Source organism: Sphingomonas sp. DMC8 (genome assembly GCF_056314185.1).
The window spans coordinates 345906-369430 of the sequence record NZ_JBQUYV010000002.1; the positions used below are offsets into that span (position 1 = coordinate 345906).

General features: G+C 65.3%; 19 protein-coding genes. 12 read left to right on the plus strand and 7 right to left on the minus strand.

Annotation, left to right across the window (positions count from 1 at the left end):
* Positions 1-4 precede the first annotated feature (4 nt).
* The 3 genes from ACT53K_RS05625 (at position 5) to ACT53K_RS05635 (ending at position 4290) form a co-directional block, all read left to right on the plus strand.
* Positions 5-1585, plus strand: coding sequence for a S10 family peptidase (locus ACT53K_RS05625; protein WP_476227573.1), 1581 nt, complete (start codon positions 5-7; stop codon positions 1583-1585).
* Positions 1586-1674: 89 nt separating this feature from the next.
* Positions 1675-2808, plus strand: coding sequence for a glycosyltransferase (locus ACT53K_RS05630; protein WP_476227574.1), 1134 nt, complete (start codon positions 1675-1677; stop codon positions 2806-2808).
* Positions 2809-2886: 78 nt separating this feature from the next.
* A complete protein-coding gene (locus ACT53K_RS05635) occupies positions 2887-4290 on the plus strand; it encodes an NAD(P)H-dependent flavin oxidoreductase (protein ID WP_476227575.1) in 1404 nt (467 codons plus the stop codon).
* A gap of 43 nt (positions 4291-4333) precedes the next feature.
* Here ACT53K_RS05635 and ACT53K_RS05640 read toward each other — a convergent pair whose 3' ends face one another.
* Complete coding sequence (locus ACT53K_RS05640; RefSeq protein ID WP_476227576.1) at positions 4334-5332, minus strand: 2-hydroxyacid dehydrogenase; 999 nt, start codon at positions 5330-5332, stop codon at positions 4334-4336.
* Between the two features lie 74 nt (positions 5333-5406).
* Between ACT53K_RS05640 and ACT53K_RS05645 the strand changes: the two genes are divergently transcribed.
* Positions 5407-5889 (plus strand): SH3 domain-containing protein, encoded by a 483-nt coding sequence (locus ACT53K_RS05645; RefSeq protein WP_476227578.1) that lies wholly within the window; start codon positions 5407-5409, stop codon positions 5887-5889.
* 94 nt (positions 5890-5983) lie between these two features.
* Positions 5984-6175, plus strand: coding sequence for a hypothetical protein (locus ACT53K_RS05650; RefSeq protein ID WP_476227579.1), 192 nt, complete (start codon positions 5984-5986; stop codon positions 6173-6175).
* A 7-nt stretch (positions 6176-6182) separates the two neighbouring features.
* On the opposite strand, the gene ACT53K_RS05655 is transcribed toward ACT53K_RS05650, so the two are convergent.
* Positions 6183-7370, minus strand: coding sequence for an acetyl-CoA C-acyltransferase (locus ACT53K_RS05655; RefSeq protein ID WP_476227580.1), 1188 nt, complete (start codon positions 7368-7370; stop codon positions 6183-6185).
* A gap of 74 nt (positions 7371-7444) precedes the next feature.
* Here ACT53K_RS05655 and ACT53K_RS05660 point away from each other — a divergent pair, with 74 nt between their 5' ends.
* The 7 genes from ACT53K_RS05660 (at position 7445) to ACT53K_RS05690 (ending at position 18639) form a co-directional block, all read left to right on the plus strand.
* The gene (locus ACT53K_RS05660; RefSeq protein ID WP_476227581.1) at positions 7445-7720 is read left to right on the plus strand and encodes a hypothetical protein; all 276 of its coding nucleotides are present in this window, start codon (positions 7445-7447) and stop codon (positions 7718-7720) included.
* Entirely contained in the window at positions 7707-8522 is an 816-nt protein-coding gene (locus tag ACT53K_RS05665) for a prepilin peptidase (protein ID WP_476227582.1), read from the plus strand. The genes ACT53K_RS05660 and ACT53K_RS05665 overlap by 14 nt, the downstream gene beginning before the upstream one ends.
* Position 8523: 1 nt before the next feature.
* Positions 8524-9933, plus strand: coding sequence for a coniferyl aldehyde dehydrogenase (locus ACT53K_RS05670; protein ID WP_476227583.1), 1410 nt, complete (start codon positions 8524-8526; stop codon positions 9931-9933).
* 184 nt (positions 9934-10117) lie between these two features.
* On the plus strand, positions 10118-10564 hold the full coding sequence (locus tag ACT53K_RS05675) for a MarR family winged helix-turn-helix transcriptional regulator (RefSeq protein WP_476227584.1): 447 nt from the start codon (positions 10118-10120) through the stop codon (positions 10562-10564).
* A 229-nt stretch (positions 10565-10793) separates the two neighbouring features.
* On the plus strand, positions 10794-12905 hold the full coding sequence (locus tag ACT53K_RS05680; protein WP_476227980.1) for an autotransporter assembly complex protein TamA: 2112 nt from the start codon (positions 10794-10796) through the stop codon (positions 12903-12905).
* Positions 12905-17122, plus strand: coding sequence for a translocation/assembly module TamB domain-containing protein (locus ACT53K_RS05685; protein WP_476227586.1), 4218 nt, complete (start codon positions 12905-12907; stop codon positions 17120-17122). The genes ACT53K_RS05680 and ACT53K_RS05685 overlap by 1 nt, the downstream gene beginning before the upstream one ends.
* A gap of 50 nt (positions 17123-17172) precedes the next feature.
* On the plus strand, positions 17173-18639 hold the full coding sequence (locus ACT53K_RS05690; RefSeq protein WP_476227587.1) for a flavin-containing monooxygenase: 1467 nt from the start codon (positions 17173-17175) through the stop codon (positions 18637-18639).
* A gap of 7 nt (positions 18640-18646) precedes the next feature.
* Here the strand turns inward: ACT53K_RS05690 and ACT53K_RS05695 are convergent, their stop codons facing one another.
* Genes ACT53K_RS05695 through ACT53K_RS05715 form a run of 5 tightly spaced genes read right to left on the minus strand, consistent with a single transcriptional unit; the run spans position 18647 to position 23525 of the window.
* Positions 18647-19102 (minus strand): MaoC family dehydratase, encoded by a 456-nt coding sequence (locus ACT53K_RS05695; protein ID WP_476227588.1) that lies wholly within the window; start codon positions 19100-19102, stop codon positions 18647-18649.
* A 1-nt stretch (position 19103) separates the two neighbouring features.
* Complete coding sequence (locus ACT53K_RS05700; RefSeq protein ID WP_476227589.1) at positions 19104-21047, minus strand: acetyl/propionyl/methylcrotonyl-CoA carboxylase subunit alpha; 1944 nt, start codon at positions 21045-21047, stop codon at positions 19104-19106.
* Entirely contained in the window at positions 21044-21355 is a 312-nt protein-coding gene (locus tag ACT53K_RS05705) for a DUF3088 family protein (protein WP_476227590.1), read from the minus strand. The genes ACT53K_RS05700 and ACT53K_RS05705 overlap by 4 nt, the downstream gene beginning before the upstream one ends.
* Complete coding sequence (locus ACT53K_RS05710; RefSeq protein WP_476227591.1) at positions 21352-21876, minus strand: nuclear transport factor 2 family protein; 525 nt, start codon at positions 21874-21876, stop codon at positions 21352-21354. The genes ACT53K_RS05705 and ACT53K_RS05710 overlap by 4 nt, the downstream gene beginning before the upstream one ends.
* A 47-nt stretch (positions 21877-21923) precedes the next feature.
* The gene (locus ACT53K_RS05715) at positions 21924-23525 is read right to left on the minus strand and encodes a carboxyl transferase domain-containing protein (RefSeq protein ID WP_476227592.1); all 1602 of its coding nucleotides are present in this window, start codon (positions 23523-23525) and stop codon (positions 21924-21926) included.

Sequence of the window (23525 nt, forward strand, 5' to 3'; positions counted from 1 at the left end):
TTTGATGCGCCGCACCGCTGCCTTGGCCCTGTTGTTCGCTAGTGCCGCCATGCCGGCGCTCGCCCAGGAAAAGCCGCGTGAGGCGACCAAGGGACAGGATCATCGCGAACAGATGAAGGCGGAAGCCGAAGCCGCCTGGGTCCGGCCGCCCGTCGAGGAAGCGACAGCAGTAAGTCACGGCACGGTGACAGTGGGCGGTCAGCGGATCGCCTATACCGCGACCGCCGGTACGCTCACCATTCGCGACAATGATGGGAAGCCGACTGCATCCTATTTCTACACGGCCTATACGCGCGACGGCGCGGCGCGGGAGGCGCGGCCAGTCACCTTCTTCTACAATGGCGGACCGGGCTCGCCGACGATCTGGCTGCATATGGGCAGCTTCGCACCCGTCCGCGTTACCACCGGCAACCCGGAATATATCCGCCCGGCACCCTATGGCTTCGGTCCGAATCCCCATTCGCTAATCGACAAGAGCGACCTGGTGTTCATCGACGCGATCGGTGCGGGTTGGTCGCGGCCTTTGGGCGAGAAGACCGGCAAGGACTTCTGGGGTGTCGATCAGGATGCCGACGGCTTTTCCCGCGCGATCCTGCGCTACACCAGCAAGTTCGATCGCTGGCCGTCGCCGAAATTCCTGTTCGGGGAAAGTTACGGCACGCTGCGCAATCCCGTGGTGGCGGCAAAGCTGGAAGATGCAGGGCTCAGCCTGAACGGCATGGTCCAGTTTTCCACCATCATGAATTACGGCGTCCGCCAGCCGGGCTATGACCAGAATTTCCTGACGCTGTTCCCGACGATGGCGGCGACGGCCTGGTACCATAACCGGCTCGCCAATCGCCCTGCCGATCTGGCGGCGTTCGTGCAGGAAGTGCGTGCCTTTACCAGCGGCCCCTATGCCGCGGCGCTGGCCAAGGGATCGACGATCTCCGCTGAGGAAAAGGCGGCCGTTGCGAAGAAGATGTCGGAATATACCGGCATCAGCGAAGCCTATATTCTGCGTGCCGATCTGCGCCTTACCCTACCACGTTTCCAGACCGAGCTGATGCGGGATGGCCGGGTTGCCGTCGGACGGCTCGATTCGCGCTATCTGCTGAACGTGAGCGACGCCAACGCCGACAGCCCCGTGGACGATCCGGCCTCGACCGCCGTAACCGGGGCGTTCGTCGCGACGTTTCAGGACTATGCGACCCGCGTGCTCGGCTACAAGACCGACATGCCCTATCGCATGAGTGCGCGCGGGCCGGACTTCAGCTGGGATTGGCGGCACCGGGCGCCGGGCGAGGGCGGCGAACACCTGATGCCGGACAGCGCGGTGGACCTGGCCTATACGATGCGCGCCAACCCTTATCTCAAGGTGCTGTTCATCAACGGCTATTTCGATTTTGCCACGCCCTTTTACGGCACCGAGTTCGACGTGAACCACATGCTGCTGTCGCCGCAGCTGCAGAAGAATGTCCGCTTCACATATTATCCGGCCGGGCACATGGTCTATATGAACCCCGATGCGCTGGGGGACATGCATCGCGACCTGTCTGCCTGGTATGACGATGCGTTGCGTGGAGGCAGGCAGGCCCAGAACTGAGCGGGGATTCTCGCCCAGGCGGCGATGCAGCTAAACTGCGCATCCTAACGGATGACGCAGGCGCAATCGCCCGCTAAACGCCGGCCCTCATGTCGATCCATATCCTCCACCTTCATTCGACCTTTGCACTCGGCGGCAAGGAAGCGCGCGCGGTGCAACTGATGAATGCGTTTGGCGACCGTGCCCGGCACACCATCGTCTCCGCAATGCCCGACCAGCTCGGCGCGCGGGATGCGATTGCGCCGGGCATCAAATACGAGATCGCGCTCGATCCCCCGCCGCTGACCGGCAAACCCTCGGTGCGTCGCTATGAGGCGATTGCGCGGTTCATGCGCCGTTTCGATCTGGTGCTGACCTATAATTGGGGCGCGATCGACGGCGTGATGGCGGCGCGGGTGTTCGGCAAGGGCCTGCCGCCGGTCATCCACCACGAAGACGGCTTCAACGCCGACGAGGCCGAAAAGCTCAGCACCGTTCGCAACATGTATCGCCGCATGGCATTGCCCGCCGCCAACGCGCTGGTGGTGCCGTCGACCAAGCTGGAGCAGGTGGCGCTCAAATTCTGGAAGCAGCCCGCCGAACGGCTGGTGCGCATTCCCAACGGCGTGCCGGTTGCCCGCTATGCTGGGGCGCCCGATCCCTCGCTGCTGCCGATGCTGGCCAAGCGGCGCAAGGGCGAGGTGTTTATCGCTGCGCTCGCGGGGTTGCGGCCGGTGAAAGATCTGCCGCTGCTCGTCCGTGCGGCGGCCGGCATGAGCTCGCGTTTCAAACTGGTCATCATCGGCGAAGGGCCGGAACGCCAGGCGATCCTCGACCAGGCTGAGGCGATGGCGATTGAGGACCAGGTGTTCCTGCCTGGCTTCCTGCCCGAACCGCATCGCTATCTGGGCCTGTTCGACCTGTTCGCGCTGTCGTCGAAGAGCGAGCAGGCGCCGGTCTCGGTAATCGAGGCGATGGCGGCCGGGTTGCCTGTCGTCGCGCCGCGGGTAGGGGATATTCCGGCAATGGTGTCGGAGGCGAATGACCGCTATCTCTGCCCCGATCGCGGAGAGGTGACGATGCGCGATCGGCTCGACCTGCTCGCGCAATATCCGGACGAGCGCAAGCGGGTAGGTGAGGCGAACCGCGCGCGGGCTGCTGCGTTGTTCGACGAGGCGGACATGGTCGCCGCCTATGCGCGGCTCTATGCGCAGGCGATGGGCCGGCCCGGCGTGCTGGGCTGACACGCGCCCGCTGTAAATGTTACTCGCTTGTTTCGGCCGTTCCGGCTAGCGTCGCGCGGCAATTTTTGTGGAGGCAATGTGTTCAAGGGTCTTTCGCCCATTACGTACAACGGCCGTGAGGTCTGGCCGCTGGTAGAGGGCGGGAAGGGCGTCGCAGCGACCAACCATGCAAGCGCGGGAGCCTGGGCGGCCGCCGGCGGCATCGGCACCGTCAGCGCGGTCAACGCCGACAGCTATGATGCGGATGGCAAGATCATCCCGCAGATCTACCGTGCCCTCACCCGCCGCGAGCGCCATGAAGAGCTGATCCAGTACGCCATCGAAGGCGCCGTGCAGCAGGTGAAGCGTGCGTTCGACATTGCCGGTGGCAAGGGCGCGATCAACATCAACGTGCTGTGGGAAATGGGCGGTGCCCAGCGCGTGCTGCAGGGCGTGCTCGAACGTACCCGCGGCATGGTGGCGGGCGTCACCTGCGGTGCCGGTATGCCGTACAAGCTGAGCGAGATCGCCGCGCATTACAATGTCAGCTATCTGCCGATCGTCAGCTCCGGCCGCGCCTTCCGCGCGCTGTGGAAGCGGGCCTATTCCAAGGCGCAGGAATGGCTGGCGGCGGTGGTCTATGAAGACCCCTGGCTTGCCGGCGGCCATAACGGCCTGTCGAATGCCGAAGACCCGCGCGCGCCGCAGGATCCCTATCCGCGCGTGAAGGCATTGCGCGAGACGATGCGCGAGGGCGGTCTGCCGGACAGCGTGCCGATCGTGATGGCCGGCGGCGTGTGGTATCTGCGCGACTGGAACGACTGGATCGACAATCCGGAGCTGGGCGCGATCGCCTTCCAGTTCGGCACGCGCCCGCTGCTGACGCAGGAAAGCCCGATTCCCGATGCGTGGAAGGCCAAGCTGCTCGGCATCGAGGAAGGCGACGTGCTGCTGCACCGCTTCTCGCCGACCGGTTTCTATTCCAGCGCGGTCCGCAACCCGTTCCTGCGCAACCTGGAAGCGCGGAGCGAGCGCCAGATTCCCTATTCGACCGAAGCGGCGGGGGACCACACCTTCCAGCTCGACGTCGGTGTGAAGGGCAAGAATTTCTGGGTTACGCGCAACGACCTGCTGCGCGCGCGCGAATGGTATGGCCTGGGCTTCACCAGCGCGCTCAAGACGCCGGACAACACGCTGGTGTTCGTGACTGCCGAGGAACAGCAGCTCATCCGCAAGGATCAGGCCGACTGCATGGGCTGCCTCAGCCAGTGCCAGTTCTCGTCTTGGGCCGACAGCGAGACCAACTCGACCGGTCGCCTCGCCGACCCGCGCAGCTTCTGCATCCAGAAGACGCTGCAGGACATCGCTCATGGCGGCAATCCGGACGAGAATCTGATGTTCGCCGGCCACGCCGCGTACAACTTCAAGCGCGATCCGTTTTATTCGAACGGCTTCGTGCCGACGGTGAAGCAGCTCGTCGACCGGATCCTGACCGGAGATTGATTGGCTTCCAAGCCCCTCCTCCAGGGAGGAGGGGCTTAAGCGCTTAAAGCCATCCCTCAAACACCTGATCCGGCGGGCGATGCCCGTCGGACCAGCTACGGATATTGGCGATTACCTTCATCCCCATCGCCTCGCGCGCCTCGAACGTCGCCGAGCCGAGATGCGGGAGCAGAACGACATTCTCCAGCGGGACCAGTCGCGGGTCGACATGCGGCTCGCCGACATAGACGTCCAGGCCGGCACCGGCGATGCGGCGCTGCTCGAGCGCCTGCACCAGCGCTTCCGGGTCGACAATTTCGCCGCGCGCGGTGTTGACCAGCCAGCTATCCGGCCCGAGCAGGTCCAGCCGGCGCGCATCGATCATGCCCGCGGTCGCCTTTGTATTCGGCGTGTGGATGCTGAGGATGTCGACTGCCTCCAGCATCGCGTCGAGATTGTCGTGATACGTCGCGCCGAGCTGGTGTTCGAGCACTTCGGGCACGCGGTTGCGGCCGTGATAATGAATCTGCAGGCCGAAGGCGCGGGCGCGCTGCGCGACCGCCTGGCCGATCCGGCCCATGCCGAGGATGCCCAGCTTGCGCCCGCCGATGCGGTGGCCGCGCATGCTGGTGGGGCTCCAGCCGGTCCAGCCGCCGCTGCGCACCAGCTTGTCGCCTTCAACCAGCCGGCGTGGCACGGCGAGGATCAGCGCCATCGCCATGTCCGCGGTATCGTCGGTCAGCACACCCGGCGTATTGGTGACGACAATGCCGCGTTCGCGCGCGGCCTTCAGATCGATATGCTCGATGCCGGCACCGAAATTGGCGATCAGGCGCAGCCGGTCCGGCGCGGCGCGGATCAACTCGCCGGTGATCCGGTCGGTAACGGTTGGGACCAGCACATCGGCGTCGGCCATTGCCGCGGCGAGTGCGGCAGCGTCCATTGCGGTGTCGTCGGCGTTCAGCACCGTATCGAACAGCTCGCCCATGCGCGCTTCGCTGGCTTGCGGCAACGCGCGGGTGACGATCACCCGGGGGCGGGAAGGGCGTGGCGGCTGGGCCATGAGTCTCGATTGGCGGCAGCTTGCGCGCCAGTCAACGGTTGAAGCGCGGCCAATGCTCGTGAATAGACGTAGTTATGACGAAACGGGGGTTCCTTTGGCTGGCGATGGGCGCAGCGGCGCTGGGCATCGCCGTGCCCGCCTTGGCAGAACGCAAACTGCCGACTTTCATGTCGCTCAAGTCGAACAAGGCGCTGATGCGCGCCGGACCGGGACGCAACTATCCCGGAAGCTGGCTGTATCGCCGTCGGGAACTGCCGGTGCGGGTGCTCGCCAGCTATGGCGAGTGGCGCAAGGTGGAAGACCCGGATGGCACGCAGGGCTGGATGCTGGCGAGCCTGCTCGACGAGAAGCGCACGGCCATCGTGATGGGTTCGATTGCCGAAATGCGGTCGGCGCCGAAGCTGGACGCAGGCGTGAATTGGCGGGCAGCGCCCGGTGTGGTGGGTCGGATCAGCCATTGCAGCGCCGGCTGGTGCTGGTTCGACGTGAAGGGCCGTGGCGGCTATATCGAACAGTCGCGTATCTGGGGCACCGAGCCGGGCGAATCGCTCAACTGAGCGCCCGATTTTCCACGCACCAATCTGCGTACGACAGGGATCAAGTTTCGGTCCTACTGCGTTGATCCAGCTAGGATTTGCAGCAGTGATTGAAATGAACGACTATCATTATACCCGTGCCGTTGCCGAACTGGAACTGGCGCAGCGTTCGCTGTGCCGCGAGGCCGTCCGTGCCCATTGCGAACTCGCCGAAATGCACCTGGAGCTTGCGGACGTCGAAAAGCCGGCGAGCCCGCTGTTCGGCGGGCCGCCGCTTCCGGATCATGTTGCCGACGAAGCGGCCTGAGGCCTGCTCAGTCGAGCAGTTCGACCGCGACCGCCGTGGCTTCGCCGCCGCCGATGCATAGCGACGCGAGACCGCACTTCTGGCCGTTGCGCTCCAGCGCCGACAGCAATGTCGCAAGGATTCGCGCACCGCTGGCGCCGATCGGATGGCCTAGCGCGCAGGCGCCGCCATGGATGTTCACCACCTCATGACTGAGGCCAAGATCCTGCATGGCGATCATCGCGACGCAGGCAAAGGCTTCGTTGACTTCAAACAGGTCGACATCGCCGGTCGACCAGCCCGCCTTTTCCAGTGCCTTGCGCATCGCGAACACCGGCGCGGTGGTAAAACGGGCAGGGGAATGGGCATGGGCGGCATGGCCGACGATGCGCGCCACCGGTGTCAGCCCCAGCCTTTCCGCCACCGAAGCACGCGCCAGCACCAGCGCGGCGGCGCCGTCCGAGATCGACGAGGCATTGGCGGCGGTGATCGTGCCATCCTTGCTGAAGGCGGGCTTCAGCGTCGGGATCTTGGCCGGGTCGGCCTTTAGCGGCTGTTCGTCCTTGTCGATCGTCACCGCGCCTTTACGAGTCTTCACTTCGACGGGCACGATTTCGCGATCGAACGCGCCGCTTGCGTGGGCGGCCTTGGCACGCTCCAGGCTGGCGATGGCGAAGGCATCCTGTGCCTCGCGGGTGAACTGGTATTCCTTCGCCGTCTCCTCGGCGAAGCTGCCCATCAGTCGGCCGGGCTCATAGGCATCTTCGAGCCCGTCGAGATACATATGGTCCTTCAGCACATCATGGCCGATCCGCGCGCCCCCACGATGGCGCAGCGACAGATAGGGCGCGTTGGTCATGCTCTCCATGCCGCCGGCGATCAGCAGGTCGACGGACCCGGCGGCGAGCGCCTCGGCGGCCATGATCGTCGCCTGCATGCCCGATCCGCACATCTTGTTGATCGTGGTCGCTTCGATGTGCTGCGGCAGGCCGGCCTTGAGCGCCGCCTGGCGCGCCGGCGCCTGGCCCAGGCCCGCCGGAAGCACGCAGCCCATATAGATGCGCTCGATCGCCTCGCCCTTCAGGCCCGCGCGTTCGACTGCAGCGCCGACCGCCGTCGCGCCGAGTTCGGTTGCACTGGCGTCGGTCAGGCTGCCCTGAAAACCGCCCATCGGCGTGCGGGCATAGGAAACAATGACGACGGGGTCGGCGGACATAAAGGCACCTCTCGACTGTTTGGCGCCGATCTAGGGGTGCGCAGCCCGGTTTGCAAAAGCCTTCGCGCACCCGCATGAAGGAGCCGTGGGTGAACCTGGTCGACATTCTGAAATGGGGCGCGTCAGTCAGCGGCATGATCGCGGCGTTCATGGTCTCGCTCGATCTGGGGCGCCGCGCGACCGGCTGGGGATTCGTGCTCTTCGTAGGATCGAGCATCTGCTGGATCAGCGGTGCCTTCCTGACCGGCGACGAACCGCTATGGGCGCAGAATCTGGTGCTGTTCGCGATCAATCTGTTCGGCGTGTATCGCTATCTGATCCGCAAGCGATCGCCGCGTGACGGCCGCTGAACTCTGGGGTTGGCCGATTCTGCTCGGCCTGTTGGGGGCGGCGTTCGGCAGTTTTATCGCGACGCTGGCGATCCGCTGGCCCGAAGGGCGCGGGATTAGCCAAGGCCGCTCCGCCTGCGACCATTGCGGCGTGCTGCTTGGACCGGGGGAGCTGGTGCCGGTACTCAGCTTTTTCTGGCAGCGGGGCAGATGTCGCCACTGCGCCGGGCCCATTGCGCGCAGCCATGTGGTGACGGAATTAGTGGGTCTCGCGATCGGCGTCTTGGCAGGCGTTGCTGCGCCCGGCCTGGCAGGCGCTGCCGGGGCGGTGTTCGGCTGGCTGCTGCTGGCACTGGCGGCGCTGGACCTCGCCGCCTTCTGGCTGCCCAATGCACTGAATGCCTTGCTGGCCATGACGGGCCTGGCTGTCGGTGCGGCCGGGATCGGCGTGCCACTGCCAGAACGGTTGATCGGCGGTGTGGCTGGCTTTTTAGCCCTATGGCTGGTCGCCGCGGGATATAAGCGGCTGCGCGGACGACAGGGGCTGGGCGGCGGCGATCCCAAGCTGTTCGGCGCTATCGGATGTTGGCTCGGCTGGGAAGCGTTGCCGCTGGTGTTGCTGGCGGCCTGCCTGATCGGGCTGGCGGCAGTGCTCGGTATGCTGAGCGCGGGCAAGCGGGTGCAGGGCACCGACCGGCTCGCGTTCGGGGTACTGCTTGCGGCCGCCGCATGGACCATCTGGCTCGGAATAACGCAATTGCCGCCGCCAATACCCGAAGGCGCCGTCGTTATGCTAGAAGCGGTGCCAAAAGCGGGAGAGTGAGATGCGGGAGATATTGGAGGCTCAGCGCGCCGCCTTTATGGCGGAAATGCCGGTCTCGCTGGAGGTACGCCGCGATCGGCTGACGCGGGCGATTGCGCTGGTCGGCGACCATGCCGATCGGTTCTGCGACGCACTCAGCGCCGATTTCGGTCATCGCAGCCGCGAGCAATCGATGCTGACCGACATTGCCGCCTCGGTGGCGCCGCTTCGGCACGCGCTGAAGCATCTGCCCCGCTGGGCGCGGGCGGAGCGAAAGCCGACGCTGTTCCCGCTCGGCCTGCTGGGGGCGAAGGCGTGGATCGAATATCAGCCCAAAGGCGTGGTGGGGATCATCGCCCCCTGGAACTTCCCGGTCAATCTGGTGATCGGCCCGTTGGCCGGCGTGTTCGCGGCCGGTAATCGCGCGATGGTGAAGACCAGCGAGTTTACGCCGGCCGTCGCGGCGCTGTTCGAAGAGCTGGCGCCCCGTTACTTCGCACGAGAAGAGCTGGCGTTCGTGAGCGGCGGGCCTGATGTCGGCAAGGCCTTTGCCGAGCTACCGTTCGACCATCTGCTGTTTACCGGCGCCACCGGCATTGCCCGGCATATACTTCACGCCGCGGCCGACAATCTGGTGCCGGTCACGCTGGAACTGGGCGGGAAATCGCCGGTGGTGTTGGGCCGCTCGGCTGATGTCGCGCAGGCGACCGAGCGGGTTGCATTGGGCAAGATGCTCAATGCCGGTCAGATCTGCCTCGCACCCGATTACATGTTGGTGCCCGAGGAGCAGGAGGCAGCGGTGGTCGAGGGGATCACCCGCGCCGCATCCACCATGTATCCGCGGCTGATCGACAATCCGGATTACACCGCCATCATCAACGACCGGCACCATGCCCGGCTGACCGAGTGGATCGACGACGCGCGCGCCAAAGGGGCGGAGGTGATTGCCGTGAACCCCGCGGGCGAGGATTTTGCCGGATCGAACACGCGCAAGATGCCGCTCCACATCGTTCGCGGCGCCACCGACGATATGAAGGTGATGCAGGAAGAGATTTTCGGGCCGATCCTGCCGGTGCGCCGCTATGCGCGGATCGACACGGCGATCGACGAAATCAACCGGCGCGACCGGCCGCTTGCCCTCTATTATTTCGGGCGCGACTCGGCAGAACGGCGGCGCGTGATGGACAGGACCGTTTCGGGCGGCGTGACGCTCGACGATGTGATCATGCACGTCAGCCAGGAGGAGCTGCCCTTCGGCGGCATCGGCCCGTCCGGCATGGGTGCCTATCATGGCGAAGCGGGATTTCGTACTTTCAGCCACGCGCGCAGCGTCTTCCGCCAGTCCCGGCTCGATGTCGCGAAGATTGCGGGGATGAAACCGCCTTATGGCAAGGCGGTTTGGACGACGATTCGCCGCCAGATGAAGGGATAAAAAAAAAGGCCGCCCCGGAGGGCGGCCTATGAAAGTCTTAGGAGAGGATGCCTGAAAGGCCCGATCTTTCTGCACCGCGAAGGCATCTGCTGCAAGTGCGAAATGTTATCGGTATCATTGCAAAATTTGCAATCTGGCAGCGTTGTCACATGCGCCAGGCGGAATTGGGGGCACACATAGATCAATGACGACGCTGAAATTAGACGAGTTTTTGCCCTATCGCCTCTCGATCGCGAGCAATGTCGTGTCGGATGCGGTCGCGTCGGCTTATCGCACGCTGTTCGGACTGCGTATCCCCGAATGGCGGCTGATTGCCGTGCTGGCAGAAGGCGGTGCGATGACCCAGCAGGCATTGTGTGGCCGCACGCGCATGGACAAGGTGACTGTCAGCCGTGCGGCGATCGCGCTTGCCGATCGTGGGGTGATCGTGCGGACGGCCAATCCCGAGGATCAGCGTTCGCAATTGTTGACGCTGAGCAAACAGGGCTGGGCGCTGTACGAACAGATCGCCCCGAAGGCGCTGGATCTGGAAAAGACGCTGTTCGCCGGCTTTTCCGCTGAGGAGCGGCGCCAGTTGATGGCGATGTTTGCGCGAATGGAGCAGGCGGTCGAGGCGCTTCACGAAGGTTGACTTGGGGCCAGAGCGCAATCTTTCCCGCGCAGGATCAATATTGCTCCGGCACGTGCTTCGGCCTCTTGCATGTCACGGCGTGCCTTGCTTGGAGGCAGGCGGTGGAGCCAAAAAGCTTTTCGGTTGTTTCGAGTGTGGACGGGCCGGAAACAATCGCGGCTCCCGAAGGAGGCGCGTGAAGAAAGGGGTTCGGGCGGTCTGGGTCGCCGCGCTGGCAGGGGCGGGGATGATGCCCTTTGTCGCGCATGCGCAGGCCAGCGATCCCAAGCCGGGGCAGGGCGCGCCTGCGGCGCCGCTGCCATCCGCGGAAACGGCGCCGGCACAGTCACAAACGCCGATCGTTCCTGATGGTGCGTTTGAGGCGGCGCTGCCCAAGCTGAGCAACGACATCAACGCGCCGCTCGAGCCCATGGCAGGCTTCCAGAAGCCTAAGCCGGCGGAAACGGCGTCCCAAGCAGAAAAGGGGGCGGTTCCGCCGGCCGCCGCAAGCGAGCAGGGATTTGTGCCCGTCGGTCCGGAAGCGCCCGAATTTGCCGAGCCGCTGCCGCCGCTTTCGTCGTTCAAGGTCACGCCCGTGGCGGATACGGCGGACGACCCGGACAAGCAGCCGACGATCCGCTACACCACCGTCATCGAAGGGCTGGACGCGCTGCGGCTGACCGACCGGTTCAACGATCTCTCAGCGCTGCATCAGGGCCATGGCAAGGCGGCCAATGCCGCGATGGTCAGCGCCCGCGCCCGCGAGGACGAGAAGCTGATGGTCCGGCTGATGCAGTCGATGGGCTATTATGACGGCACGGTCGCGGTCGCCATCGAGCAGACGCCGAAGAATTCGGGCAATGTTCGCGCGACGCTGACGGCCACGCCCGGCAAGCTTTATCGGCTGGGGTCGATCACGATCAAAAGCGATCCCACCATACCGCCGGGCCTGCTCGATCGCGAACTCAACCTGAACCCGGGCGACCCGCTGCAGGCAGACCGCGTGCTTGCCGCCGAAGCCAATGTCAGCCTGCGCCTGCCGCAACAAGGCTATCCCTTCATCACGCTCGGCCAGCGCGACGTGTTGCTGGACGATCAGACGCACAATGCCGACTATACGCTGCCGGTAAAACTGGGGCCGCGGGCGCGCTTCGGCAGTATCACCACCGACGGACGACGGCAGGTTTTCACGCCTCGGCATATCGAGGTGTTTCGCCGCTATCGGCCGGGCGACATCTATGACAGCCGCAAGATCGACGATCTCCGCCAGGCGCTGATTGCAACCAGCCTGTTCTCCGCCGTGACGGTGGAGCCGGTACGGACCGGCGAAATCGCCGCCGATGGATCGGAGACGGTGAACCTGCTCGTCCATCAGAATGCCGGCAAGCCGCGCACGCTTGCCGGCGAAGCGGGGTATAGTACCGGGCAGGGCATTCGCCTGACCGGTAGCTGGACGCACCGCAATCTGTTCCCGCCCGAAGGGGCCCTGACGTTTAGCGGCATTATGGGCACGAAGGAACAGGCGTTTACGACCACGTTCCGCCGTTCCAATGCGGGCCTGCGCGACCGGACGCTGCTGATCGGCGCAGGGCTCAACCACTCGGATTATGATGCGTACGAGTCGTATACCGGGTCGCTGTCGATCCGGTTGTCGCGCGATTCGACGCCGATCTGGCAGAAGCACTGGACCTATTATACCGGCGCTGAACTCGTGGGCTCGAACGAAGACCGGTACAATTTCGACCTTGGCAAGCGCGACCGCGGTACCTGGCTGATCGCGGCGCTGCCTTCGTTCCTCGGGTATGACAGCTCTGACGATCTTCTCAACCCGACGCGCGGCTATCGGCTGAAGGGCAATGTAAGCCCCGAGACTTCGGTGCGCGGCGCCCCGCGTCCTTATGTCCGCTTCATGCTCGAAGCCGATGGCTATTATCCGGCGACCGACAATATCGTGATTGCCGGCCGCGCGCGGGTTGGCTCGATCTTCGGCATTGACCGCGACGAATTGCCGCCGTCGCGCCGCTATTATTCGGGCGGAGGCGGATCGGTGCGGGGCTTCGGCTATCAGGAGCTTGGGCCACGCTCGCCCGATGGCAAGCCGGTCGGCGGTCTTTCGTTCAATGAGTTCGCGATCGAGGCGCGCTACCGCTTCGGCAATTACGGCATCGTGCCCTTCCTCGATGCCGGGCAGGTCTATGATTCGACGACCCCGACGGGACGCAGTTTGCGGTTCGGCGCTGGCATCGGCGGCCGGCTGTATACCAATTTCGGCCCGATCCGCGTTGACGTGGCGACGCCGATCAATCGCAAGCGTGGCGAGTCGCGCGTCGCACTCTACATTTCGATCGGGCAGGCATTTTGATGGACGAGCAAGTGCCGCCCGAGGCCCCTGCAACCGTGCAGACCGCCCGCCGCCGGCCGCTTTGGCCGCGGATCCTGAAAGGCGCCTTGCTGGGTGTCTTGGGGCTCGCGGCGCTCGCGGCTGCTTTGGTGCTGGGGCTGAATACCCAGCCCGGGCGGCGCCTGCTCGCGGACCAGATCGGGCGGCTCCAGCTCGAATCCGGGCTGGGTTTCCGCATCGGCAGGATCGACGGGTCGATCTATGGCGCAATGGTGCTGCGCGATGTGCGGGTTCGCGACAGCCAGGGCGAATTCGCCTCGGCGCGCGAGATACGGCTCGATTGGCGGCCCTTCGCCTATCTGCGCAACCATATCGACATCCGCGATCTGGAGAGCCCGGAAATCCGGCTGGCGCGCTTGCCGGCGCTCAAACCCTCGGGCGATCCCAACGCGCCGCTGCTGCCTGATCTCAAGATCGACATCGCCCGGTTGAATGTCACCCGGATCGAGATCGGCCCCGGCGTTGACGGCCGGCGCCATATCGCACGCCTGAATGGCGCCGGCCATATCGCGCAGGGGCGCGCCCAGTTGCAGCTCCATGCCGCTACGCTCGCCGCGAAGGGCATTGCCGGAGGCGACCGGCTTGCGCTCGTGCTCGATGCTGTGCCGGCAGCCAATCGACTGGCGATGGACCTGACGCTCGATGCACCAAAGGGCGGGCTGGTGGCGGGGCTTGCGAAGCTGAAGGCGCCGCTCCTCGCGACGGTGCGGGGCCGGGGTGATTGGCGGAACTGGCGCGGGCAGGTGGCCGGCAGCCTGGGCGGGCGCCAACTCGCCGAGCTGTCGATCCTCGCACAAAGTGGCCGCTTCCAGATACGGGGGATGACGCATCCGGCGCTCTATCTGGAAGGGCCGGCCGCGCAGCTTGCCGCGCCGGGTGTTCGGCTGGACAGCGATTTCCGCTGGGGCGACCGCGCGGCAGACGGCACGGTGCAGATCGCGTCGCCATCGCTTTCCGCACAGGTGAGCGGGCGCGTCGATCTGGGTACGAATCGGTTCGGCAATCTTCGGATAGAGGCGCTGCTACTGAAGCCTGCGGCGATCGCGCCCAAGCTGGTCGGGCGTTCGGTTCGGCTGGCACTTGCGCTCGACGGCCCATTCGCGACGCCGGTGGTGGATTACAAGCTGCAGGCCGGCGCGCTGGGCGTGGGCGATACGGTGATCGAGCAACTCTATGCCGAGGGCAAGGCGCGGGTCGATTCCGACCGCATTCTGGTGCCGGTACGGGCACGGGCGGCACGTGTATCTGGTCTGAATGCGGCGGCCGGCGGCCGTGTTACCAATCTGACCGTGAACGGCGATCTCGCCGTTTCGGGCAGTCGCATCCTGTCGGATAATCTGAAGCTGCATTCGGACCGGGTGAACGCGACGGCCATCATTGCCGCTGATGTCGCGCGAGGCCGCTATACCGGCGCGCTGAAGGGGCAGGTGAACGACTACCGCATCGAAAGCGTCGGCGTGGTCGATCTCAATACCGACGCCCAGCTTTACACCACCCCCCGCGGCGGGTGGGGCATTCGCGGCCGGGTGGCGGGCCGCAGCCGCAAGTTGTTCAATCAAGGCGTGCGGGATTTTCTGGGCGGCAATGCGACGGCCTCTGCGCGCGTAACGCTCGATCCGCGCGGCGTGATTGCAGTGGACGACCTGCGGATGCGCGCGCCGGAGTTCCGCGTGTTGCGCGGGTCTGGCAGCTATGATCCGGGTGGCCCGATCCGCCTGAACGCCGATGCGGAGTCGACGCGCTATGGGCCGCTTTCGGCGCGTGTGACGGGGACGCTTGCGGCACCCGAACTGCTGTTGCGTGCCGCAAAGCCGGGCCTGGGTGTCGGGCTTGCCGATGTCGAGGCGAAGGTCGTCGGGCGCGGCGGCGCCTATGCGGTCACGGCGCAGGGCGGCAGCGATTACGGACCATTCAGCGCGGATGTGCTGGTCGATACCGCCAAGGCGCTGACGATCGATGTCCGTGCCGCGCGCTTCGCCGGGATGGACTTCAATGGGCAACTGGTCCGGTCCGAGGCGGGGCCATTTACCGGCCAACTGGCGTTTGACGGCTCCGGCATTACCGGCACAGCGCGGCTGGCGGCGGAGGGCAAGCTGCAGCGTGCCGACTTCAATGCCAGGGCCGCGAATGCCGCGATCCCGGGTATCAAGGATTTCACCATCGGCAGGGCGCTCGCCACCGGCAGCATCATACTGGCCGATACGCCGCAGGTGGTGGCCGATGTGCAGGTCGCCGATCTGCGACGCGGCAATTTCCTGCTCAAGACGGCCCGGGCAAAGATCGATTATCGCGGCGGCAATGGCACTGTGCAGGCAGTCGCGAGCGGATCGTCAGGCGTGCCCTTTCAAATCGCGCTGAACGGCCGGATGACCCCGGATTTGTGGACTGCTGCGATCCAGGGGCAGGCGAGCGGGGTTCCGTTCCATACCACTGCCCCCGCGCGGGTTGCGGTGCAGAACGGCGTCTATAGTCTGTTGCCGACCGAGATCGCGTTCCAGGACGGCAATGTCAGGCTTGCCGGGCAATATGGCCATGGCATGGTTCTGCAACTTCGGCTCGATCGCCTCGACCTCGCGATCATCAACGCCTTTGTGCCTGATCTGGGCATCGGCGGCAGCGCGACCGGCAGCCTGGATTTCGCGCAGACCTCGCCCGATGCGTTCCCCAGTGCGGACGCGCGGCTTGAACTCGACGACCTGACCCGGTCTAGCCTGGCGCGCGTATCGGCGCCGGTCCATGTCAGTCTGGTGGGCAAGTTGCTGCCGGATGGCGGCGATGCGCGGATGCTGATCCGGCGCGGGGATGCCACCATCGGCCGTGTCATCGCCACGCTGCGGCCGCTCGGCCCCGGCGCGGGCGACTGGATCGAGCGACTGAAGGCCGCGCCGCTGTCGGGGGGCATCCGCTATAACGGTCCCTCAGCGCTGCCTTTCTCGCTGGCAGGGCTGGCGAACCAGCAGCTCACCGGGCCGATCGGCATCGCCGCCGACTTCGCCGGCAGGCTGGACCGGCCGCAGCTGACCGGCGTCGTGCGCGCAGATAATTTGACGTACGATAACGAGAATTTCGGCACGCGGCTGACCAATATGAAGATCGACGGCCAGTTTTCGAACGACAGCTTCGTGCTCAATCAGCTCTCCGCGCGCGCGGGCGATGGCCGGGTGAGTGCGGCAGGCCGGGTCGGCCTTTCCTCCGCCGACAATTTCCCGATCGAACTCACTGTCGATCTCGACAATGCCCGGCTGGCGCGCAGCGAGTCCATCGGTGCCACGGCAACGGGACGGCTTACCGTCACCAAAAATCCGCAAGTCCAGAAAATCGAAGGGCGGCTGCGCATTCCCGAGGCCAATTATCAGGTGATCCGCCAGGGCGGCGCCGAAGTGGCCGAGCTTACCGGCGTACGTCGCAAGGGCGACGCGCTCGACCCCAATGCGCAACAGGCAAAGCCGGCCCGCGACTTCGGCAATTTCGACCTGAATGTGCAGGTAAGCGCCGATAACCGGCTGATGGTGTCGGGCATGGGGCTGGAGTCCGAATGGCAGGCGCGGATCACTATCGGCGGTACCACGGTCGCGCCCGAAGTGCGCGGGATGATGGAAATTGTCCGCGGCACATACAGCTTCGCCAGCCGGCGGTTCGACATTACCAAGGGCACGATCAGCTTCCAGGGTGAGGCGCTGAACAACCCGACGATCGACCTGTCGGCGAGTACCACTGCCGAGGGCGTAACTGCGATCCTCAACATCACCGGTACCGCACAGAAGCCACAGATCGCGTTCACCTCCACGCCAAGCTTGCCGCAGGAAGAGGTGTTGTCGCGGCTGTTCTTCGGCACCAACGTCACCAACCTGTCGGCGACAGAGGCAATTCAGCTTGCTGCAGCGCTCAACTCGCTGCGGGCGACGGGCGGGGGACTCAATCCGCTCGGACGGCTGAAGTCCGCGACCGGGATCGACCGGCTGCGTGTGCTGGGCGCTGACGATACCACCGGCCGGGGCACATCGCTGGCCGCCGGCAAGTACATTACCAACAATATCTATATCGAGATCATCACCGATGCGCGGGGCTTCACCGCCACCCAGATAGAAGTCTCGCTAACACGGGCGCTCAGCCTGTTGTCGCAGACCAGTTCGTTCAGCGGTTCGGGCGCGAGCATCCGCTATTCGAAGGATTATTGAGTAGCGGCTTACTTACCTTTGTGTAAACATGGCTGTCGGGAGAGGCAGACATGAAAGAATATTTCGACGTTGTCGTCGTGGGCGCCGGCATTTCCGGGATCGGTGCCGGCTATCATCTGCAGAACAAGAGCCCGGATCGTACCTATGTCATACTGGAAGGGCGGGAGCGTCTGGGTGGCACCTGGGATCTGTTCCGTTATCCTGGCATCCGGTCGGACAGCGACATGTTCACGCTGGGCTTTTCGTTCCGCCCCTGGACCGAGGCCAAGGCCATCGCCGACGGACCGGCGATCCTGCGTTATCTGGAGGAGACAGCCGCCGCCTACGGCATCGACCGGCATATCCGTTACAGCCACCGCGTAGTCGCCGCCGACTGGTCGAGCGAAGAGGCGCTGTGGACCGTGACGGCCGAAGTGGATGGCGAACAGCGGCAGTTTCGCTGCAGCTTCCTGTTCATGTGCGCCGGCTATTATGACTATGCCCGTGGCCACAGCCCGGACTTTGCCGGTGTCGAGGATTTCGGCGGCCGTATCGTTCATCCGCAATTCTGGACGCCCGACATCGACTATGCCGGCAAGAACGTTGTCGTGATCGGCAGCGGCGCGACGGCGGTTACGCTGGTGCCCGAGCTGGCGAAGCAGGCGGCGCATGTAACGATGCTGCAGCGTTCGCCCACCTATATCGTTGCGCGCCCGTCGGAGGACGGCATTGCCAATTGGCTGCGACGGTTCCTGCCTTCACGCACTGCCTATGCGCTCACCCGATGGAAAAATGTGCTGCTCGGCCAGTATTTTTACCGCGCCATGCGCAAACACCCGGACAAGGCGAAGGAGCGGCTGGTCGAGATGGTCCGCTGCGAACTGGGGCCGGACTATGACGTCGCGACCCATTTCACGCCGCGCTACAACCCGTGGGACCAGCGCCTGTGCCTGGTGCCGGATGCCGATCTGTTCGCGGCGATCCGCGGTGGCGCCGCAGACGTTGTAACCGACACGGTGGAGCGGTTCACGCCCGGTGGTATCCGGCTGGCCTCGGGTCGCGAGCTGCCAGCCGACCTGATCGTCACGGCTACCGGTCTCGAGCTGCAACTGATGGGCGGCGTGCCGGTGCGAGTGGATGGCGAGACAGTCCGCTGGTCGGATCGGCTGACCTACAAGGGGATGATGTTTGCCGGGGTGCCGAACTTAGCGATTTCCTTTGGCTACACCAACGCGAGCTGGACGCTGAAAGCGGATCTGACCGCCAACTATGTCACGCGCCTGCTCAATGCGATGGCGAAGCGCGGCATGCGGCAAGTGACGCCGCGGCCGAGTGCGCCGGTGGCGGCCGAGCCGTTCATCGACTTCACGTCCGGTTATGTTCAGCGGGCATCGGCGGTGTTGCCGCGGCAGGGTAACCGCAAGCCGTGGCGGCTCCACCAGAACTATACGCGCGACCTGATGGCGCTGCGCTTTGGGGGGATCGACGAGGAAATGGAGTTCTCCAATCCGCCGCCGGCCCGCCGCGACGCTGCCTGAGCCGGTCTCAGGCGGCAGCGCGGCTGCGGAGCAAGGCTGAGCGCAGGCATTCGCAGACCAGCTCGTCGCGCTGGTTGTGCATCTGGTGCCGCCAGGTGACGATGCCCTGGCCCGGCCGCGACTTGCTGGGACGCAGCTCCACCACTTCGGACGACGCCCGTAGCGTGTCGCCCAGGAAAACCGGCTTGGGCATCACCAGCTTGTCATAGCCCAGATTGGCGACCAGCGACCCCGCCGTGGTGTCGCCGACGGTGATGCCGACCATCAGGCTGAAGGTGAAGGTGCCGTTGACGAGGATCTGACCAAATTCGCTCGCCCGTGCGGCCTCTGCATCAAGGTGTAGCGGCTGGGTGTTGTGGGTAAGCGTGGAGAAAAGGAGGTTATCGGTTTCCGTAACGGTGCGGCGCAGCGCGTGTTCGATACGGTCGCCAATCTGCCATTCGTCATAGAAGCGGCCGGCCATTTCAATCCTCCTGCGCTGCGCTGATGCGAATCAATAGCGCATCCACCTGCACCTGCGCGCCGACCTCTACGGGCAGTTCGGCAACCACGCCGTCGAACGGTGCCACCAGAGCATGCTCCATCTTCATCGCCTCCAGCGTGACCAGTCGTTGGCCTTTGGTGACGCTGGCGCCGGGGGCGACGTCCACTGCGGTGACGCGGCCCGGCATGGGGGCGAGCAGGGCACCATCGGTGGCGGTGCCGGTCGCGCCAGCCGTGACGCGTTCCCGCTCGAACAGAAAGCTTTGGCCCATGTCGGATACGAGCACCTGATCGCCCTTGATGATCGTGCTCACCTTTGCGGGCTCCTCAACGATCCGGTCGAGCGTGTACGTCTCGTGCTCGTGGCGGAGAGCAATGCGAATGCGCGGGCGGGCGTTCATTCGGAACCCTACAATATCGCGCCAGATGCCGCCTGGCCCGGGCTCGGGTGCCCGCCGGCCTTCATACCGCCAGAGCTGCACCGCATCGGCATCGCCCATCTCCTGATGGAGGATAGCCATCGCGGCCGCTTCGACCACCGCCCGGTCGGGCTTGGCCGAGCCGACAAGCGCAGCCTCGTGCCTGGCAATGAAGCCGGTATCGATGCGGCCTTCGGCAAAGTCGGGCTGCGCCAGACAGCGCGCGAGAAAGGCGGCGTTCGTCTTCACCGGCGCTACAATCGTGTTGTAGCACGCGGCCGAGAGCTGCGTCCGTGCCCGCTCCCGATCGCTGCCATGGACGACCAGCTTGGCAATCATCGGATCATAGAAGGGCGAGATGCTGCTGCCCTGCGTCACCCCGGTTTCGATCCGGACGAGATGCCGTTCGCCGACCTCGAAAAAGTCGAGCCGACCCACGCTGGGCAGGAAACCCCGAGCCGGGTCCTCCGCATAAAGCCGCGCTTCCATCGCCCAGCCGTTGATCGCCAGTTCGTCCTGCTGCTTCGGCAGTGGCTCACCGCTCGCCACGCGCAGTTGCCATTCGACCAGGTCGACGCCGGTAATCGCCTCGGTCACCGGATGCTCGACCTGGAGGCGCGTGTTCATTTCCATGAACCAGATGCGGTCGGCGCGCAGGCCTTCGCTGGCGTCGGCAATGAATTCGATCGTACCCGCGCCGACATAGTCGACCGCCTGTGCCGCGCGCACCGCCGCCGCGCAGATCGCCGCGCGCGTTTCGGAGTCCATTCCCGGCGCGGGGGCTTCCTCGATCACCTTCTGGTGACGGCGCTGAAGCGAACAGTCGCGCTCGAACAGATGGACGACATTGCCGTGCGTGTCGCCGAACACCTGCACCTCGATATGGCGCGGCGAGAGAATGTACTTCTCCAGCAGCACCCGATCGTCGCCGAAGGAGGAGGCGGCCTCGCGCTTGCAACTGGCGAGCGCGTCGGCGAAATCGGCGGCGCTGTCCACCCGGCGCATCCCCTTGCCGCCGCCGCCGGCCACCGCCTTGATCAGCACCGGATAGCCGATCGCGTCCGCCTCTGCCTGCAACCGCGCGGGGCTCTGGTCGTCGCCGAGATAGCCCGGCGTTACTGGTACGCCCGCCGCGATCATCCGCGCCTTGGCGGCATCCTTCAGGCCCATCGCGCGGATGCTGTCGGGCTTCGGGCCGACCCAGATCAGCCCGGCATCCATCACGGCCTGCGCGAAATCGGCATTTTCCGAAAGAAAGCCATAGCCGGGATGGATTGCTTCGGCACCGGTGGCCTTGGCGGCGGCGATGATCTTTTCACCGACCAGATAGCTCTCGCGCGCCGGGGAGGGACCGATATGCACGGTCTCGTCGGCCCGCCGCACGTGCAATGCCTGCGCGTCGGCGTCCGAATAAACCGCGACGGTGCGGATGCCCATCGCCCGGGCGGTACGGATGATGCGGCAGGCGATCTCGCCGCGATTGGCGATTAGCAAGGACTGGATCACGGGTGTCGCTCCGGAAAGCCGTGGCGAGTGTGGAGGGCTGCAAGCACCCCCTCGACGTCATTGACGAAACCGCCTTCGGCGAAAGCCAATGCAGGGAGGTTCTGGTTCTCCGCACCCAGCCGGTCGACTACCGGCCCGCGCGGGCGCGGCCAGGGGACGCGGACGACCTCGATATTGGTGGCGCGTTCCGGAAAGGCGGCGAGCAGACCCTCCACGGTGATGCAGTCCTTGCAGTAAAAGCGCCGCTCCCCGCCGAACGCCGGATCGGCCCAGTCGGTGTCGAGGACGAACAGCGTGTCGCGGCTCATGCCGGGCAATCCGTGGTTCGTTCGTTCCAGGTGGCGTTCAGCACTTTCCACACGCCGTTCTCGCGCACCAGGTCGAAATGGTCGGTGCCGCAATGCTGCGTCCGCCCGGCGACGGTGAAGACATAAGGGCTCCAGACCATGGCGATATCGCCATCGATCTCGACGGCGGGATCGATCAATCGTTCCGCGACCGGTTCCTTGCCAGAACCAATCGTGGGGGCGAATTCGCTCCAGCCCAGATGGGCGATGCGGCGGCTGCCATCGGCACGCGCGATGACCGCCGTGGCGCCGCCTTCGCTGCGCACGGTGGCGAGGAAGGCTGTCCGGTCACCCGATCCTATCGCGGCGAGCAGTGCCTTGACCGGCGCGAGGACTGCGGCGGCATCCGCATCCTGATAGGGCAGTGGATTGGCGGGCGGCAGCTTGTCCGACGGCTTTGCGCTCCGCGGGGGATTTGCCGGCGGCGGGGGCAGCGGCTTGTCCTGCAAAGCCAAGGTGAAAGCGAGGAGGGAGAGGAGCATCTGTTATCCTTTGACCGGAGCACGGGACGGGGAGCCTAGCTTCTCCCTCACATCCGGAACACGCCGAACTGCGGGCGCTCCGGAATCGGTGCGTTGAGCGTTGCCGCGAGCGCGAGGCCGAGCACGTCGCGTGTCTGGGCCGGATCGATGATGCCATCGTCCCACAGCCGCGCGGTGGCGTGCCAGGGATTGCCTTCATCCTCATATTTCTGGCGGATCGGCGCCTTGAACGCCTCGGCCTGCTCCGGCGTCCAGCTTGCGGCATCGCGGTGGACCGTCGCCAGCACGCTCGCCGCCTGCTCGCCGCCCATCACGCTGATGCGGGCATTGGGCCAGCTGAACAGGAAACGGGGGGAATAGGCCCGGCCGCACATGCCGTAATTGCCGGCGCCGAAGCTGCCGCCGATCAGCACGGTCAGCTTGGGCACGCTCGCCGTCGCCACTGCCGTCACCAGCTTGGCACCGTGCTTGGCGATGCCCTCCGCCTCATATTTGCCGCCGACCATGAAGCCGGAGATGTTCTGGAGGAAGAGCAGCGGCACCCGGCGCTGGCAGGCAAGCTCGATGAAATGCGCGCCCTTCACCGCGCTTTCGCTGAACAGCACGCCGTTATTGGCGAGGATGGCCACCGGCATCCCCCAGATGTGCGCGAAGCCGCACACCAGCGAGCTGCCATACAGCGCCTTGAATTCATGGAATTCCGATCCGTCGACAAGCCGCGCGATTACCTCATGCACGTCGTACGGCGCCCGGACGTCGGTGGGGAGGATGCCGTATAGTTCCTCGGCCGCATATTTCGGCGGGCGCGGATCGCGCAATGCGATGTCCGGCGTCCGGTCGGCCGGAAGCGTGCTGACGATGTCGCGGACGATCTGGAGCGCGTGTTCGTCATTTTCGGCAAGGTGGTCGACCACGCCCGAACGGCGGGCATGAAGTTCGCCGCCGCCCAGATCCTCGGCGCTGATCTCCTCCCCCGTGGCCGCCTTGACCAGCGGCGGGCCGGCGAGGAAGATCGTGCCCTGGTTGCGGACGATGACGCTCTCGTCCGACATGGCGGGGACATAGGCGCCGCCGGCGGTGCAACTGCCCATCACGCAGGCGATCTGCGGGATGCCCTTGGCGGACATGTTCGCCTGATTGAAGAAGATGCGGCCGAAATGCTCCTTGTCGGGGAACACCTCCGCCTGATGCGGCAGGTTCGCGCCGCCGCTGTCGACGAGATAGATGCACGGCAGCTGGTTGGCCTCGGCAATCTCCTGCGCGCGGAGATGCTTCTTGACCGTCATCGGATAATAGGTGCCGCCCTTCACGGTGGCGTCGTTGCAGACGATCATCACCATGCGGCCGGAGACGCGGCCGATACCGGTGATCACGCCCGCACCGGGGACTTCGCCGTCATACAGGTCGAACGCAGCAAGCTGGCCGATTTCAAGGAACGGCGCACCGGGATCGAGCAACCGTTCGACGCGCTCGCGCGGGAGCAGCTTGCCGCGCGCGGTGTGCTTCGCACGGGCGGACTCGCTGCCGCCGAGTGCGGCGCGGGCGACATCGGCGCGAAGCTTCTCGGCTAACGCACGGTTATGCGCGGCCTGGGTGCGGAACTGCTCGCTGTCAGGCTGAACCTGGGTGGGGAGGACGGGCGCGGACAT

Excerpts from the sequence above, each read along its gene's own strand:
- ACT53K_RS05625 (WP_476227573.1), top strand. The coding sequence starts at position 5 with ATGCGCCGCACCGCTGCCTTGGCCCTGTTGTTCGCTAGTGCCGCCATG.
- ACT53K_RS05630 (WP_476227574.1), top strand. The coding sequence starts at position 1,675 with ATGTCGATCCATATCCTCCACCTTCATTCGACCTTTGCACTCGGCGGC.
- ACT53K_RS05640 (WP_476227576.1), bottom strand. The coding sequence starts at position 5,332 with ATGGCCCAGCCGCCACGCCCTTCCCGCCCCCGGGTGATCGTCACCCGC.
- ACT53K_RS05645 (WP_476227578.1), top strand. The coding sequence starts at position 5,407 with ATGACGAAACGGGGGTTCCTTTGGCTGGCGATGGGCGCAGCGGCGCTG.
- ACT53K_RS05650 (WP_476227579.1), top strand. The coding sequence starts at position 5,984 with ATGAACGACTATCATTATACCCGTGCCGTTGCCGAACTGGAACTGGCG.
- ACT53K_RS05655 (WP_476227580.1), bottom strand. The coding sequence starts at position 7,370 with ATGTCCGCCGACCCCGTCGTCATTGTTTCCTATGCCCGCACGCCGATG.
- ACT53K_RS05660 (WP_476227581.1), top strand. The coding sequence starts at position 7,445 with ATGAAGGAGCCGTGGGTGAACCTGGTCGACATTCTGAAATGGGGCGCG.
- ACT53K_RS05670 (WP_476227583.1), top strand. The coding sequence starts at position 8,524 with ATGCGGGAGATATTGGAGGCTCAGCGCGCCGCCTTTATGGCGGAAATG.
- ACT53K_RS05675 (WP_476227584.1), top strand. The coding sequence starts at position 10,118 with ATGACGACGCTGAAATTAGACGAGTTTTTGCCCTATCGCCTCTCGATC.
- ACT53K_RS05680 (WP_476227980.1), top strand. The coding sequence starts at position 10,794 with ATGCCCTTTGTCGCGCATGCGCAGGCCAGCGATCCCAAGCCGGGGCAG.
- ACT53K_RS05685 (WP_476227586.1), top strand. The coding sequence starts at position 12,905 with ATGGACGAGCAAGTGCCGCCCGAGGCCCCTGCAACCGTGCAGACCGCC.
- ACT53K_RS05690 (WP_476227587.1), top strand. The coding sequence starts at position 17,173 with ATGAAAGAATATTTCGACGTTGTCGTCGTGGGCGCCGGCATTTCCGGG.
- ACT53K_RS05695 (WP_476227588.1), bottom strand. The coding sequence starts at position 19,102 with ATGGCCGGCCGCTTCTATGACGAATGGCAGATTGGCGACCGTATCGAA.
- ACT53K_RS05705 (WP_476227590.1), bottom strand. The coding sequence starts at position 21,355 with ATGAGCCGCGACACGCTGTTCGTCCTCGACACCGACTGGGCCGATCCG.
- ACT53K_RS05710 (WP_476227591.1), bottom strand. The coding sequence starts at position 21,876 with ATGCTCCTCTCCCTCCTCGCTTTCACCTTGGCTTTGCAGGACAAGCCG.
- ACT53K_RS05715 (WP_476227592.1), bottom strand. The coding sequence starts at position 23,525 with ATGTCCGCGCCCGTCCTCCCCACCCAGGTTCAGCCTGACAGCGAGCAG.